The following is a 15144-nucleotide window of genomic DNA, read 5'->3' on the forward strand; positions in this document are numbered from 1 at the left end:
GAAGGTGGGATAATTATGCAGTACGTTAGTCTTCAAGGAACGATTGGCAGTACAATAAAAGTTATTTCGTTTGATCCGTACTTAGTTCAGTTTCCATTACAAACAACCACTCAAAATTATAATTGCTTGGTCGCCAAGGATACTTTTAATTTAATGTATGTCGCGGAGCAGAATGCGCACATTGCCGTTTTTGGACACTATAATCGTAGAAGCCAACTCGTGATTGATAAGTACTACGTTAGAAATGCGGTGAGTGAGTAATGTATGATTATACTGATGAACCGCGACGAATTATATTGATGATTGATTCCAAATCATTTTACGCTTCTGTAGAATCAGTTAAGAGAGGGCTAAATCCGTTAAAATCGATTTTGGTGGTGATGTCAACTGCCAAAAACGCTGGCAGTGGCTTAGTGCTGGCAGCTAGTCCACGAGCTAAACAACTTTTTGGTATCAGTAATGTGACCCGAGCGACTCAAGTACCGGTCCATGATAAACGGCTGATTGTTGCGGAACCACGGATGAACCTTTATATAGAAGAAAATTTAAAAATTAATCGTATTTTTCAAAGATTCACGGCAGAAGAAGACATCCAACCGTATTCGATTGATGAATCATTGTTAGATATAACGACGAGTTGGCATCTTTTTGGTCAAACGCCTTATGAAGTAGCACGCCAGATTCAACTGACGGTGAAAAAAGAAACGGGGATTTATTTGACAGTCGGCATAGGCGATAATCCGCTACTTGCCAAACTCGCTTTGGACTTGGAAGCTAAACATAATCACAGTTTAATTGCGGAGTGGCACTATGAAGATGTGCCTGATAAGCTGTGGCCCGTAACGGATTTAGCGCGTGTCTGGTCAATAGGTCAGCGGACGGCGACGAAGTTAAATCAATTACAGATTCATTCGATGGGGGACTTAGCGCATACTAATCCATATGATTTAAAACAAAAGATGGGGATTATTGGCAGCCAATTATTTGCGTTTAGCTGGGGGATTGATCGCGCAATTGTCCATCAAAAACACACGCCCAAAGAGCGCTCCTATGGGAATAGTCAGGTACTACCACGTGATTATTTTTTACAAACGGAAATTGAAGTGGTTATCAGAGAAATCGCTGAACAGGTTGCTGCGCGGTTACGTGCGCATCGTAAACAGGCGTGTATGATTAGTTTGGGGATTGGCTTTTCTTTTTCTGAAAATGAAAGTGGTGTCCATTCAGGATTTGGACGATCATTGAAAATTGAACCGACTAATGGTAATCATGAAATTACCACAACAGCGATTCAATTATTTCGAGAGCAGTGGCAACATCAGACCATTCGCCATATTAGTCTGACTTGTGGCCAATTGATTGACGATGATGTACAACAGTTGGATTTATTCGATCCGCAATTGCGTCATTTAAAGCAACATCAATTAGATCAAACAGTTGACGAAATTCGACAGAAGTTTGGTTTTTCGTCTTTGGTTAAATTATCAAGTAAGGATAAGGGTGCAACCGCGATTGAACGGGCCGGACTTGTTGGTGGTCATGCGGGCGGCAATGCTTATGACTAAACGTTTTGATAACAAACTAGTGACGCAATTTCTGAAGCATGATTATCATGATCGGGGCATGATGAAGTGGCAGGGGTTTTATCTAAGTGATCATACATCGGTACGTGCCAAGGAAGCGAGCATCGCTGACGTGCAGTTGCACCGAACACATCTTGCTAAGATGTCTGCTAAACAGACTAGTGAGGTAATCAACGAGGCGATTATTAAAAAGACGATGGTCACGGTGGACCTAGCACAGCGCAACCGGGACGGTCAGATTTTGGCACCGATAACGGGTCGAATTACTGGTTGGGTGGCCAATCAGATAGTGGTTAACAAAAAAGCTATTTATATAGAAGAAATTTACGCAATTAAGAGAATAAAATGATTTAAACGCACAAAAAAAGCCTGATTTCTCAGACTTAGCGAAAATACAATTGGGTATATAGGGCTCGAACCTATAAATTCCGGATTCAGAGTCCGGTGCCTTACCAATTTGGCGAATACCCAATGTTATCAACGAATACTATGATACTGCATGCCCTAACGCTTGTCAATTCTGATTTTTAACAAAACCAGTAAAAAGGACTATACTGATATGGGAGGCTATCGATATGAATAAAGTAGATGTTGAAAAGTTGTTTCAGGGAAAGGTGATTTCCCAAGATCAGAACCAAGTTCATATTCAATTACAAGATTCACGTAAACTATTGGAGTTATCGATTGAAAATGATGTGTTGGCCTTAATTGAACAGCATCGTGACTATGCATTGAATATTCTGCAGAATCTCAAGCGTAAAACTAATCGTAAAGTCACAAAGGAATCGATTACTATTAACCACCGGAACTATAAGATTTTTGTCTAGTTTAATTAATAATTGACATTACGGGTGTTATTCGCTAATATATTAGGTGTTCCAATTATTGCCCGTTGGTCAAATTGGTTAAGACGTCGCCCTCTCAAGGCGGAGTTACGGGTTCGATCCCCGTACGGGTGATATTGATAACATCCTAGAATGGAAAGAGCTATTAAACCTTAGTTTAATAGCTCTTTTTTTGTAGGCTTTACTTTTTTAGTAACAGAAACTGGACCTATTCTTGTTAACCATCAAGGGTTACGCGGTCGTTAGTATTAACGTTCTGATTTGTGTAACCTATGATAATCACTTAAGTATTCAGTTTTTAGGGGCATTGTTTTTTTGGAAAAATAAGTAGCTTTTAATCAATGTGATTGGTTAATTTAGTGTTTAATATCGGTAAATAATATTTAAAAGTATCAGTAAATGATGTCAGATTAACAATTTTTTTTGATTTAAAATGAAAAATAAAGATATTTTCGGTAATTTATAGATAAAACAGCCTTTTTTTTGCGTCATTTTCAATGGATTGTAAATCCTATATTACCAGTCATCGCAAGGGACAATATTACAGATTAGGTCGTTAATCGGTTGTTTTGTTACAAGATTGTCATCAATTGTTACTTGTTTGATACTTACAAATGATTTTTAGATGGTATATTAATGTCACGTTATTAATACGACATTAAATAAACTTTTGAAACAACAAGGAGATAAACACACAATATGAAATCACTTAAAACACTTTTATTCAGCGCTACATTATCAACTGCCGCAACTGCAGGTCTTTTATTCGCAAGTAACGGCCATGCCGATGCAGCTACGAACTACACGGTTGTCAGCGGTGATACATTATCATCAATCTCACAAAAATTTGCTGGTAACGGCAGCTTGATCGAAAAAATCGCTAACGCTAATAAAATTGCTAACAAGAACTTAATCTATGTTGGCGAAACATTAACAATCGACGAAGAAACACAAACTGTTACGGTAGCACCTGCTACAACACAAGCAGCTACAACAACACCAGTGGCAACACAACAAACAACTCAAGCGACAACAACACCTGTTGCTACACAACAACCTGTTCAAAAAGCAGCAACACAAACACAACCCGTTCAACAACAAGCAACAACAACGCCAGTTGTTAAACAACAACAAACAACAACTACTACGACAACTACAAACACAACAACATCAACAACTAACTCAGCTAAAGAATGGATTGCCAACAAAGAATCAGGTGGTTCATACTCAGCAAGTAACGGTCAATTCGTTGGTCGTTACCAATTATCAAGCTCATACTTAAATGGTGACTACTCAGCAAGTAACCAAGAACGTGTTGCAGATCAATATGTAACAAGCCGTTATGGTTCATGGGAAGGCGCAAAGAGCTTCTGGTTAGCAAACGGTTGGTATTAAGATAAAATAGTTTAAACTAAAAAGCAGTGGCTGACGCCGTTGCTTTTTTTTACACTATTAATAAAGCGCTTTATTTATGTTGGCAACCCCTGCTTAAAAAGTGTACACTAGAATTAATTTAAAAGTTTGGAGTTTTGGGCATGAAAGTATTAGGTATATTAGGTAGTCACCAACGCGATGGCGTTAATGGCCAGCTATTACAAGCCGTTTTAGCAGGTGTGGGTCCCGAAGATGATGTCTCAACTATTTTTCTAAACGATTTCCAAATTTTACCGGACACGGGGCAACCAAATCCGGTGTTAGATCAACTTGAACAACAATCGTTAGCAGCTGATGTGTGGGTATTAGTTGCGCCTACTTATTGGGGCGCGATGTCTGGTGTCATGAAAAACTTCTTAGATTGTATGCGAGGCCGCCTAGTACGCTTTAATCACGTAGGAGACGCTTTGCCAGATCGTTTTAAAGGAAAAAGTTACGTGACTATCAGTAGTTGCTATGCAAGCGGGCTAGAAGAGTTTGTGACCGGTATGACTGATGGGACTTTTAGAACTTTTGATAAGGTGCTTAGTGCAGCCGGACTGCTGAAGATTCGAGAAGTTGTTCAAACTAGCTCATTTGGATTAAAGACATTATCTATGAAAAAACGCACTGAGTGTCAGCGAATCGGCGCTGGCCTTCATCATAAAGCAAAAAGGACGGATGATACCGTGAAACGTTATGGACAGTTATTTGGCATGGTTGCCTGTGCCACGTTGATTACTATGTTATTACAACAGCTCGTTAATATTGTGTTACCAGTAACCCAGTTTTGGGCGAATTACGTCTCGTTTGTATTGATTTTCTTTATCTTACTGGCAAGCGTACTCCGCTTTTTCACAGTGGTTAAACATAGAAGACATTAGGAGGCTTTCTTATGAAAATTGCATTAATTGCACACGATCGTCAAAAACCATTAATCGTCAAATTAGCAACAGCTTACCAGCCTATTTTGGCCCAACATGAACTTTTTGCGACGGGGACAACCGGCCAGAAAATTATTGATGCAACGGGTTTATCCGTTAAACGCTTCAAGTCTGGCCCATTGGGTGGCGATCAACAAATCGGCGCTTTAATTTCTGAAAATAAAATGGACCTCGTTATTTTCTTACGAGATCCATTGACGGCCCAACCACACGAACCGGATGTTAATGCGCTCATTCGGTTGTCTGACGTTTACGAAGTGCCACTTGCTACTAATATTGGGACTGCGGAAGTGCTATTACGGGGCCTTGATCAAGGTCTGATGGCTTTCCGAGAAGTTGTTCATGATCAAGATTCTAATCCAATCAATCTATAAACTAGAAAAGAACTGGGACTAAATTTATTTTGTCACGGTTCTTTTTTTGCGTATAATAGAAGTATTGAGTTGGAGGGTTTGTCTTGCAAAAGAAAATTAATTTTCATGACCGGTTAGGAACAGCCATGTTTTTAACCTTTATTGGTGGTTTTTTAGATGCTTACTGTGTGATTCTACGAGGTGGTGTGTTTGCTAGTGCGCAAACGGGTAATATTGTGTTTATCGGTGTTGATATCGCCACTAATCAGTGGTCGCAATTACCTGAAAAGATTATGCCAATCATCGCTTTTGGAATTGGCGTGATTATTGTGCAATTGGCTCGGCGCCACTTTAACACGGCACGCTTGAATATTTGGCGTTTATGGTTACTTGCATTGCAAATCATCGTTTTAATTATTGTTGGGTTTTTAAGTACCGCTGTCCCTAATATGATTGTTACGACGATGTTATCGATGTCGATGGCAACCCAACTAGCCAGTTATTCAACGGTTAATGGTTATCCATATGCCAATACTTTTACGACCGGAAATTACCGGAAGTTGGTTGAAAATTGTTATTTATTTATTGCGACGAAGGAAAAAAAATACCAACAAAAAGCCAAGTATTTCGGGCTAATTGTTGGTAGCTTCTTTATCGGGACAATTGGTTCAGGTTTCTTAGTCAAAGTGATTAACGTCCGCGCAGCTTGGTTAGCCGCAGCACTGCTGGCAATCTTCTTCGCGTTACAGTTATACTTCACAGAAGAAGTGATTGCTGAAACGAAGAAAATGAGCCGTTAACGGTAGTGATAAGTCATCACTAGTGCGATGAAATAACCCGCACAGACCAGCGTGCTGAGCCAACTGGCGATAATGACAATCGGATGTGCAATAAAGGCGCGCATGACGAATAAGAAGAGGGTTAAAATCGCGTATTTAACGAATTCAACCTTTAAGGCTTGAAATTGTGGGTTATTCAAAAGAAAGATCCACTAGGAAAATATGACGGTCGGAAAGATGGGTGGTTGTAATCCAGACATCTTGAAAGCCGTCTTTTTGTTTCTCTATGGTTTGTTGATAAAAGGCTTCTAATAAGTCACGATGAGCATTAACGTAGTCTGAATCGATGCGGTTAACGTGGAGCCGCATATCTGGGAATAGTTTTTCGATTTCTGGTAGTTGCACCTGGTCATCGATGCCAAAACGGATAACGTTAGCATATTGGAATGGTTCTAAAGTCACTGTTTCAGGATTTTCTTGGATATAGGTTAAAATAGTCGTTAAAGTAGACATAGGCGAATTCCTTTCAATGATTAAAAAATAGTTAGCCCTGCTGAGAGATTGTTTAAGACATGTAATATGATACTACTCTTAATGGTTTTTGTACGATAATAAACGATTGCTAGGACTAATCCGAGTAGTGCTTTGGAAATGAAATAGATCGGATCAGTTGAAACGTGTACGAGGCCGAATAATAGGGCGCTCGTCATAATGTTTAGAATGGGTGATTTAACGAAGAACCAATTCATTAAGAAACCACGGAAAAGTAATTCTTCCATCATTGGTCCTAAAATTAAAGTATAGGGCAACATGAAAATGCCAAGGACGGCAAAAATTTGAACGAGGCCATCGACATTGGCGTTCCCTGTTTTCTGCATAAAGGGCACCGTCAAATTATTAATCACTAGCATGGCGACAAATCCAATTAAAATTGGGCGCCAGTGGGCTTTTGAAAAATGGTTATGATATTGCGGCCCTTTTACTTTTTGGTAAAGATACCACATTAAAATGGTGATCCCAATAGTTAGAATTAAAAAGAGCCACCCAACGGTTAAAATTAAATGCGCTGTCCGCTGTGCCTTTGGTAGGGCAGCTAGGCTACCTACTAATAAAAGGGGGATTTGTTGCATGATTAAAAGCAAGATAAAACAGATAATGTGTTTGAAATGTTTAATACGCGCCACCTCCATGTGGCTATCATAGCATATTAGCAAGATTATCAATAAAAAAAAATTCTTTTTTTGCTATTTAATAATTTATATGGTATTATAAACAAGTAATCAATATTGAAGCGTAATTTAAGTTTTGAATTTCATAACTCTAATCAGCGTTTATTTATCATTATTTATTGCAACAAAACGTACATGTATATGTATTAGGAGGAAATTATTATGAACAACGGTACAGTAAAATGGTTTAACGCAGACAAGGGTTTTGGTTTTATTACTGGTGAAGATGGCAAAGACGTATTTGCTCATTTCTCAGCTATCCAAGGTGACGGTTACAAGTCATTAGACGAAGGCCAAGCAGTATCATTTGATGTTGAAGACAGCGACCGCGGTCCTCAAGCAACAAACATCGTTAAACTTTAATAATGTTTTAAACCTCGCTTATGTGAGGTTTTTTTATGCTCAAAATTAAAAAGGTTGGTTAAACAATTATTTCTTGTTTAGCCAACCTTTTTTAGTTGTTTACAATTTATTGTAATTACCAGTGCTATAAATAACTAATTAAAAGGCTTAAAGCCGCTATCTGGTGATTATTATCGTATTTTTTTAATTTATATTAATTATTTTGATTCAGATTCATTGTCGTGATAAAGTGCCTTGAGCGTTTTGTTTTCTTGTTCGAGATGATCGAGCTTCTTAAGGATTTCGTCTAGTTTATCGTCGGTATCTTGAGTGAAGTAACTGGTAATCGAACTGGTGAGTGTGCCGATAAAGCCAATGCCAACTGACATCAGCATAATTGCTGCGATACGACCGATTAGCGTGTGCGGTGAGATATCACCGTAGCCAACCGTTGTGGCGGTCGCAATCGCCCACCAGAATGAATCAGCAAGGGTTGCCTTTTCGGCGAGTGCGTATAAAACGGAAGCGATGATTAATACGGCGGCACTGACATAAGTCAGATAGAGCAGACCATTTTGCTTAAGAAATTTCTTGGAATGGCGTTGTAATTTCCCCGTTAAGCCCACCAAGCGCGTAAAACGGAAAACTTTCATTAACCCAGCAATGCGAAATAGGCGCCCGAGTCGAAAAAATGAAAAAAGAGTGCTTAGTGGGATGATTGCAAGCAGATCAAAGATATTTGTCTTAAAAAAGCGGCGTTTATCAGTAGCAAACCAAAGACGCACGAAATAATCGACCGTAAAAATAATTAAAATCGTGTTATCGATGGTTAGGTAGGGTGCAGTCGTTAGATCGATGACACTGCTGTAGTCTAATAGGACGAAGATAATTGAGATGATGGCGAGTACGGCGATGGTAACGGTGTAAAAACGTTTGAGTAACTTCATATATATGCCCCACAAAATTAGTTTTTAACAATAGTATTTCTATTATAGGATTAATTGTGACGTTAGACAATAACGGCTAGCGAGTGATATTGCATCAATTATGACGATAACTTAGTATTGCATCCAATTAAAATCAGTGCTAAAATGACAGAACGTCATATTTTACGACGGTATGTCATTTTTAGTTGGAAGGAGTCTTAACGCATGCCTAAAAAAACTTTTTTTCGGTTGCCGGCAGAAAAACAGCAACGGTTATTAAAGGCCGCCCATGCCGAATTTTCACGGGTTCCTTTTAATGAAGCATCAGTTAGCAACATTATTAAAGCTGCTGAAATTCCACGGGGTAGTTTCTATCAGTACTTTGAAGATAAGGCTGATATTTTCTTTTACGACCTCAGTTTGCTGCGTGATAGTTCTAAACAGGATTTAGAACAGCTCTTATTAGATACCAAGGGTGATCTTTTCAAGACGATTCGCATTTTCTTCAAGGCAATGGCGAATGAAGCCATTAATGGTGAGAATGCACAGTTCTATCGGCACTTATTTTTACACATGGATTTCAAAAATCGGCGCAAGATGTCGCCCGAATTGATGCATGCACATCAAACGGAGGGCTTTCAGTTTTTAATGGATCATGTTGATTTTAGTTTGTTGAAAATTGATAAAACGCAGCCGAATGCTGTTAGATTGCTCCTCCATCAATTAATGAATAACGTTTTTCAAAGTATTGCTTCCTATTATTTAAATCGTGATACTGAGCAAGCCTTAACAATAGAACAAATCTACGAACACTTCGAATTAGTCACTGGTTGGTTAGAAACCGGCGCGAGCGTTCAAGATAAGTAGAATAGAAAGAAGGAACAAAACGCATGATTAAACTTGCAAAAAAGAGAATGTCGGGCTTAGCCGTTTTCGGTGCTGTCTTATTCATGGTGATTCAAGTTGTCAGTAACTTGTATCTCCCTAATTTGACGTCTGATATTGTCAATAACGGGATTGCCAAAGGAGATATTGATTATATCTGGCAAGCCGGCTTTAAAATGCTCGGTTTTTCATTGATCAGTATCCTAGCCGCAATCTGTAACGTTTATTTAGCTGCTAAGACATCACAAGGTCTGGGGCAAAAATTACGATCAGATATTTATCGAAAGGTCATCAATTTCTCACACGATGAAATGGACCAAGTGGGGACCTCTTCACTGATTACACGGACGACCAATGATGTTGTTCAAATTCAAAATGTGGCAATGATGTTCTTACGAATGATGATCATGGCCCCTATTATGTTGATTGGTGCCAGCTTCTTGGCTTACCAAAAGAACGCGCAATTAACATCAATCTTCGTCGTTGTCTTACCATTGATGGCAATCTTTATCGGTGTCGTGATGTACTTTGCCGTGCCACTTTTCAAAGCGATGCAAAAGAAGACTGACCGGATTAACTTAGTTTTCCGTGAAGGCTTAACAGGGGTGCGGGTAATCCGTGCATTCCGTCGCGATAAGTTCGAACAGGAACGTTTTGACGATGCGAACTTAGATTACACACAAAATGCTAAAAAGGTCTACAGTATCATGTCTGTCATGTTACCTGTGATGACATTGATTATGAGTGGGACAAACATTGCAATCACTTGGATGGGTGGTCACTTAATTGCTGATCAAGCCATGCAAGTGGGGAACTTATTAGCCTTCATGACTTATGCGATGCAAATCTTAATGAGTTTCATGATGCTTTCAATGGTTTTCGTCTTCATTCCACGGGCACAAGCATCAGCCGTTCGGATTAATGAAGTCTTGGATTTACAAACACCAATTGAAAATCCAGAAAATCCCAAGAGTTTTACAGATCAAACTGTCAGCTTGGCCTTCGATAATGTTAACTTCCGCTACCAAAATGCAGAAAAATTAGCCTTAGAGAAGATTGATTTCCAAGCATCTGCTGGTCAAACCGTTGCGATTATCGGGGGGACTGGTTCAGGTAAATCAACCTTGGTTAACTTGATTCCGCGTTTTTACGACGTTGAAGCCGGCCAAGTCCAAGTTGATGGGTTAAATGTCAAAGATGTGACATTGCATGATATTCATGAACAAGTCGCATTTGTACCGCAAAAAGCCAATCTCTTTACAGGGACGATTCGCGAAAATATGCAATATGGGAATCCGGATGCAACTGATGATCAGATTTGGCATGCACTTGAAATTGCCCAATCGAAGGATTTCGTTAGCGAACTTGATGGTGGCTTAGACAGTCACGTTGAACAAGGTGGCGGTAACTTCTCAGGTGGTCAACGTCAACGATTAGCGATTGCCCGGGCATTAGTTAAACGCGCATCAGTTTATGTTTTTGATGATTCATTTTCAGCTTTAGATTTCAAGACGGATGCCCTTTTACGCAAAGCCTTGAAGGAAGATACTGAAATTCAAAAGAGTGTCGTCGTCATTGTTGGACAACGGGTCTCAACTGTGGCTGATGCCGATACAATCTTGGTCTTAGATGAAGGCCAAATGGTTGGTAAAGGCACGCATGCCCAATTAAAGGCAACAAATGCAACTTACCAAGAAATTATCAATTCACAAATCAGAGAGGGGGATGAAGCCTAATGGCAGAAAAAGCAGCAACAAACCGGCCACAAGGTGGTCACGGTCCAGGTCGCGGCATGGGTGGCGTCGTTGAAAAGCCTAAGAATTTCTGGGGCACAACTAATCGTTTATTGAAATACATGTCGAGCCGTTTAATTGCCTTAGTATTTGTCATTGTTTTGGCGATTGTCTCCGTTATTTTCCAGATTAGAACGCCCAAAGTTTTAGGGGAAGCAACAACTGAAATCTTTAAAGGGGTGATGAAAGGCAATGCCATGCAAAAAGCTGGGATTGCAATGGATCGCTTACCAATTGATTTCGATAAGATTCAACACATTATCATGACGGTGATCTTGATGTATCTTGCTTCAGCCGTCTTCAGTTTCTTACAACAATTTATTATGACGCGGATTTCACAACAAACCGTCTATGAATTGCGTAAGGAATTGAAAGATAAGATGCAACGAGTGCCAATCAATTATTACGATACCCATTCAAACGGGGATATCATGAGTCGTGCGATTAATGATATGGATAATATTGCCAGCACGCTACAACAAAGTTTAACGCAAATGGTGACCAGCACGGTAACGTTTATCGGTGTTTTATGGATGATGCTGACGATCAGTTGGCAATTAACGCTGATTGCTTTGGTCACAATTCCGTTGAGTTTAATTGTCGTTGGGATTGTCGCACCTAAGTCGCAAAAATTCTTTGCTGCACAACAAAAGAGTTTAGGCTTATTAAATAATCAAATCGAAGAAAACTTTTCCGGTCAAGTGGTCTTGAAGACCTTTAACCGGGAACAAGTGACGATTGATACGTTTGAAGAACAAAATGAAAAGTTGTATAAAGCTGCTTGGAAAGCCCAATTTATCTCTGGGGTGATCATGCCATTGATGACTTTCGTCAATAACTTAGGGTACGTCTTCGTTGCGATTATCGGTGGGATTCGCGTCTCACACGGTCAAGTCACATTAGGGGACATGCAGGCTTTCATGCAATATACACAACAATTCTCACAACCAATCTCACAATTGGCTAACTTGGCAAACACAATTCAATCAACGATTGCTTCAGCTGAACGGGTTTTTGCTGTTTTAGATGAAGAAGATATGTCTGAAGAACCTTCAACTGTCCCAGTTGTGCAAGATGATGCCAACCAATTAGAAATGGAACATGTTGAATTTGGTTACCAAGGCAAGGATCTCTTGTTGACGGACTATAATTTACAAGTTAAACCGGGCCAAATGATCGCGATTGTTGGTCCTACCGGGGCTGGTAAGACAACTATTATTAATTTACTTGAACGTTTCTACGATGTTAGTGGCGGTTCGATTAAATTAAAAGGTGTCGATACACGTGATATGAGTCGGGAAGAATTGCGGAGTCATTTTGCGATGGTTCTTCAAGATACTTGGCTATTCACCGGGACGATTTGGGATAACTTGAAGTACGGTAATGAATCAGCTTCAGACGAAGCGATTTTGGCAGCTGCTAAAGCAGCCCATGTTGATGGCTTTGTTCGTCAATTACCTGAAGGTTATAACACAGTCTTGAATGAAGAAGCTTCAAATATTTCACAAGGTCAACGGCAATTATTGACGATTGCCCGGGCCTTTGTGGCCGATCCAGATATCTTAATCTTGGATGAAGCAACCAGTTCTGTTGATACGCGGACTGAAATTCATATCCAACACGCAATGGAACGTCTATTGCAAAATCGAACGAGTTTCGTTGTTGCCCATCGTTTATCAACGATTCGGGATGCGGATAATATCATTGTGATGAATCACGGTTCAATTATGGAAACCGGCACACATGATGAATCGATGGTTCAAGACGGCTTTTACGCTGATCTATATAACAGCCAATTCTCAGGGAACGTCGAGATTTAAATCGCTATTAAATAAGAGACACCATCAGGTTAAACTGGTGGTGTCTTTTTTTAGATGGCGTATACTAATAGTATTGATTCAAATAGGAGGTTTTGAGATGCGATTTGAACAAACGATTCACCAAATTGAGGCGTTAGTGGCTGATGAGGTTGTACCAGGTGTTTCATATGCCGTGATTGAAGGCCAGCAAGTGACGACGAAGGTCCTTGGTTATTCAGAACTGACGCCTAAACTAATCCCGTTAGAACCAGGACAATTATACGATTTAGCGTCTTTGACGAAGGTGATTGGGACGACGACGTTGATTCTCCGTTTGTTAGAGCGAGGACGCTTGTCACTTACGACCAAGGTTCATAGTATTTTACCAGCGTTTAAAGATCGACGGGTGACGGTTTTGCACCTCTTGACTCACACATCGGGCTTAGAGGGCTATATTCCTAATCGTAATCAGTTAGCTGCGCCAGCATTAAAAGAAGCGCTGTTGACGCAATTGACGGTTGGGCCTAATTTTGGGAAAAAGGTCGTCTACACGGATATCGGCATGTTGTATTTGGGCTGGATGCTAGAAGTGATTTATGGCAAACCAATTCAAGACTTAATTCAAAGTCTGGTTTTAACCCCCTTAGGGATGACCGAGAGTACGTTTGCCCCAGAAGCAAGCCGAGCAGTACCCACCGAACTAACAACGACTAGAGGCCTTATTCAAGGTGTTGTGCATGACCCGAAGAGTTATGTTTTGCAAAATCATAGTGGTGCAGCAGGATTATTTGCACCCCTAGACGATGTTGTGCGGTTTGCGCAGTTCCAACTAGGGCAATTAAAGGTTGCTGAGGCACCTGTTAGTCAAGCAAGTGTTAAGGGCTTATACCGCGACTGGACACCAGCCCATCTAGGCCGGTCATTGGGTTGGGATTTACGTTTTACGGCAGATCAGACACCATTGATTTATCATACCGGTTTTACAGGGACATTTATGTTACTCGATCGAAAACGCCAGACAGGCTTGGTAGTGTTGAGCAATCGGATTCACCCGACAGCAGATAATCAAACTTTTCTTGATCGTCGGACAATGATTGTGGATCAATTCTTGGCTGAAGATAAGGGCTAATCACGAAATCGCTTTAAAAACAGTTACTACCATGTCTTATCCGCTTTCATTTATGGTAGAATAGAAACATTGATAAATAAAGTGCATTAGGAGTGATTGAATTGACAGAACCATTATTTCTAAAACCAGTTTTCCAAGAAAAAATTTGGGGTGGCCGCAAATTAGCAGAAGCCTTCGACTATGATTTACCAGATGGTGACATTGGTGAATGCTGGGCGATTTCAGCACATCCACATGGTCCCAGCACAATCGAAAATGGTCCCTTAAAAGGCCTCACATTAGATCAAGCTTGGACTCAACACCGCGATTACTTTGGCGATGCCAAAGGGGAAGTTTTCCCATTATTAACGAAGATTTTGGATGCCGAAGCAAGCTTATCAGTTCAAGTCCATCCAGATGATGCCTATGCAGCTGCTCATGAAGGTCCTACAGAATTAGGTAAGACTGAATGTTGGTATATTTTAGATGCCGAACCAGGTGCTTACTTAATCTATGGTCATCATGCTAAAAACAAAGCAGAACTAACGGAAATGATTGAAGCGGGTAAGTGGGATGACTTATTGCGCAAAGTACCTGTTAAAACAGGCGACTTTTTCTACGTCCCAAGTGGCACAATTCATGCCTTGAATAAGGGGATTATGGCCCTTGAAACGCAACAAAGTAGTGATACGACTTATCGGTTATACGATTATGATCGAGTAGATGCGAAGACGGGTGAAAAACGTGAATTGCATCTAAAACAATCAATTGATACCACGATTGTTCCCCATCAAGATCCTGTTTTGAATATTCAAACAGAACACGTTGGGGATTCAACCATCACAACTTATGTGCAACCCCCAATGTCACCATTTTTCAGTGTTTACCAATGGTTGGTCAAGGGTGATTTACACTTTGATCGGACAACAGCCCCTTATACTTTATTATCAGTGGTTGACGGTGAAGGTGAACTGGTTGCGGATGGTCAAACCTACCCAATTCATAAGAATATGCACTTTGTCTTACCATTTGGCATTAAGTCATGGGACTTAAAAGGTAACATGCAAATTATTGCTTCAGAACCGGGTAACAAGTAAAATAAACATAACGAATTGCAACCGCAGCCGTGGTTGCAATTTTTTTAA

18 protein-coding genes and 2 tRNA genes are annotated in these 15144 nt (G+C 40.1%); 15 read left to right on the forward strand and 5 right to left on the reverse strand.

Going from position 1 to position 15144, the window contains the following annotated elements; genetic code table 11:
- Positions 1-15: 15 nt before the first annotated feature.
- The 3 genes from LEUCM_RS06340 to LEUCM_RS06350 are packed head-to-tail and all read left to right on the forward strand — an operon-like array spanning position 16 to position 1932.
- Positions 16-261, forward strand: coding sequence for a hypothetical protein (locus tag LEUCM_RS06340; protein ID WP_051524308.1), 246 nt, complete (start codon positions 16-18; stop codon positions 259-261).
- The gene (locus tag LEUCM_RS06345; RefSeq protein WP_025016522.1) at positions 261-1565 is read left to right on the forward strand and encodes a Y-family DNA polymerase; all 1305 of its coding nucleotides are present in this window, start codon (positions 261-263) and stop codon (positions 1563-1565) included. Before LEUCM_RS06340 ends, LEUCM_RS06345 begins: the two co-directional genes overlap by 1 nt.
- Complete coding sequence (locus LEUCM_RS06350; RefSeq protein WP_016265282.1) at positions 1558-1932, forward strand: hypothetical protein; 375 nt, start codon at positions 1558-1560, stop codon at positions 1930-1932. The genes LEUCM_RS06345 and LEUCM_RS06350 overlap by 8 nt, the downstream gene beginning before the upstream one ends.
- Before the next feature lie 49 nt (positions 1933-1981).
- Here LEUCM_RS06350 and LEUCM_RS06355 read toward each other — a convergent pair.
- Positions 1982-2054 (reverse strand) — tRNA-Gln (locus LEUCM_RS06355).
- A gap of 104 nt (positions 2055-2158) precedes the next feature.
- Here LEUCM_RS06355 and LEUCM_RS06360 point away from each other — a divergent pair.
- From LEUCM_RS06360 to LEUCM_RS06385, 6 genes are all read left to right on the forward strand, one after another.
- On the forward strand, positions 2159-2410 hold the full coding sequence (locus tag LEUCM_RS06360; protein ID WP_016265281.1) for a hypothetical protein: 252 nt from the start codon (positions 2159-2161) through the stop codon (positions 2408-2410).
- Between the two features lie 59 nt (positions 2411-2469).
- Positions 2470-2542, forward strand: a tRNA-Glu gene (locus LEUCM_RS06365).
- A 585-nt stretch (positions 2543-3127) separates the two neighbouring features.
- Positions 3128-3823: an aggregation-promoting factor gene (apf, locus tag LEUCM_RS06370; RefSeq protein ID WP_056948015.1), complete on the forward strand. Its 696-nt coding sequence runs from the start codon at positions 3128-3130 to the stop codon at positions 3821-3823.
- Between the two features lie 140 nt (positions 3824-3963).
- Complete coding sequence (locus LEUCM_RS06375) at positions 3964-4725, forward strand: flavodoxin family protein (RefSeq protein ID WP_025016448.1); 762 nt, start codon at positions 3964-3966, stop codon at positions 4723-4725.
- 11 nt (positions 4726-4736) lie between these two features.
- Entirely contained in the window at positions 4737-5159 is a 423-nt protein-coding gene (gene mgsA / locus LEUCM_RS06380) for a methylglyoxal synthase (protein WP_011374855.1), read from the forward strand.
- An 83-nt stretch (positions 5160-5242) separates the two neighbouring features.
- Complete coding sequence (locus LEUCM_RS06385; RefSeq protein ID WP_011374854.1) at positions 5243-5938, forward strand: YoaK family protein; 696 nt, start codon at positions 5243-5245, stop codon at positions 5936-5938.
- Here the strand turns inward: LEUCM_RS06385 and LEUCM_RS06390 are convergent.
- From LEUCM_RS06390 to LEUCM_RS06400, 3 genes are read right to left on the reverse strand one after another with little or no spacing between them, the layout of a single operon-like run.
- The gene (locus tag LEUCM_RS06390) at positions 5935-6117 is read right to left on the reverse strand and encodes a hypothetical protein (RefSeq protein WP_016265279.1); all 183 of its coding nucleotides are present in this window, start codon (positions 6115-6117) and stop codon (positions 5935-5937) included. The two genes, LEUCM_RS06385 and LEUCM_RS06390, sit on opposite strands and share 4 nt — an antisense overlap.
- Positions 6110-6430: a hypothetical protein gene (locus LEUCM_RS06395; RefSeq protein WP_016265278.1), complete on the reverse strand. Its 321-nt coding sequence runs from the start codon at positions 6428-6430 to the stop codon at positions 6110-6112. The genes LEUCM_RS06390 and LEUCM_RS06395 overlap by 8 nt, the downstream gene beginning before the upstream one ends.
- Before the next feature lie 20 nt (positions 6431-6450).
- Positions 6451-7107 (reverse strand): type II CAAX endopeptidase family protein, encoded by a 657-nt coding sequence (locus tag LEUCM_RS06400; protein WP_016265277.1) that lies wholly within the window; start codon positions 7105-7107, stop codon positions 6451-6453.
- A 201-nt stretch (positions 7108-7308) separates the two neighbouring features.
- Here LEUCM_RS06400 and LEUCM_RS06405 point away from each other — a divergent pair, with 201 nt between their 5' ends.
- Positions 7309-7509 carry a cold-shock protein gene (locus LEUCM_RS06405; RefSeq protein ID WP_004270328.1) on the forward strand — a complete coding sequence of 67 codons (201 nt, stop codon included), beginning with the start codon at positions 7309-7311 and terminating at the stop codon, positions 7507-7509.
- A gap of 197 nt (positions 7510-7706) precedes the next feature.
- Here LEUCM_RS06405 and LEUCM_RS06410 read toward each other — a convergent pair whose 3' ends face one another.
- Entirely contained in the window at positions 7707-8435 is a 729-nt protein-coding gene (locus LEUCM_RS06410) for an ion transporter (protein ID WP_016265276.1), read from the reverse strand.
- Between the two features lie 204 nt (positions 8436-8639).
- Between LEUCM_RS06410 and LEUCM_RS06415 the strand changes: the two genes are divergently transcribed.
- The 5 genes from LEUCM_RS06415 (at position 8640) to manA (ending at position 15096) form a co-directional block, all read left to right on the forward strand.
- Complete coding sequence (locus tag LEUCM_RS06415; protein WP_016265275.1) at positions 8640-9281, forward strand: TetR/AcrR family transcriptional regulator; 642 nt, start codon at positions 8640-8642, stop codon at positions 9279-9281.
- A gap of 23 nt (positions 9282-9304) precedes the next feature.
- Entirely contained in the window at positions 9305-11035 is a 1731-nt protein-coding gene (locus LEUCM_RS06420; RefSeq protein ID WP_011374848.1) for an ABC transporter ATP-binding protein, read from the forward strand.
- Entirely contained in the window at positions 11035-12912 is a 1878-nt protein-coding gene (locus tag LEUCM_RS06425) for an ABC transporter ATP-binding protein (RefSeq protein WP_025016449.1), read from the forward strand. Before LEUCM_RS06420 ends, LEUCM_RS06425 begins: the two co-directional genes overlap by 1 nt.
- Positions 12913-13009: 97 nt before the next feature.
- Complete coding sequence (locus LEUCM_RS06430) at positions 13010-14020, forward strand: serine hydrolase domain-containing protein (RefSeq protein ID WP_016265274.1); 1011 nt, start codon at positions 13010-13012, stop codon at positions 14018-14020.
- Positions 14021-14121: 101 nt separating this feature from the next.
- On the forward strand, positions 14122-15096 hold the full coding sequence (gene manA, locus LEUCM_RS06435) for a mannose-6-phosphate isomerase, class I (RefSeq protein WP_016265273.1): 975 nt from the start codon (positions 14122-14124) through the stop codon (positions 15094-15096).
- Positions 15097-15144 lie beyond the last annotated feature (48 nt).

The organism is Latilactobacillus sakei subsp. sakei DSM 20017 = JCM 1157, assembly GCF_002370355.1.
Taxonomy (GTDB): Bacteria; Bacillota; Bacilli; order Lactobacillales; family Lactobacillaceae; genus Latilactobacillus; species Latilactobacillus sakei.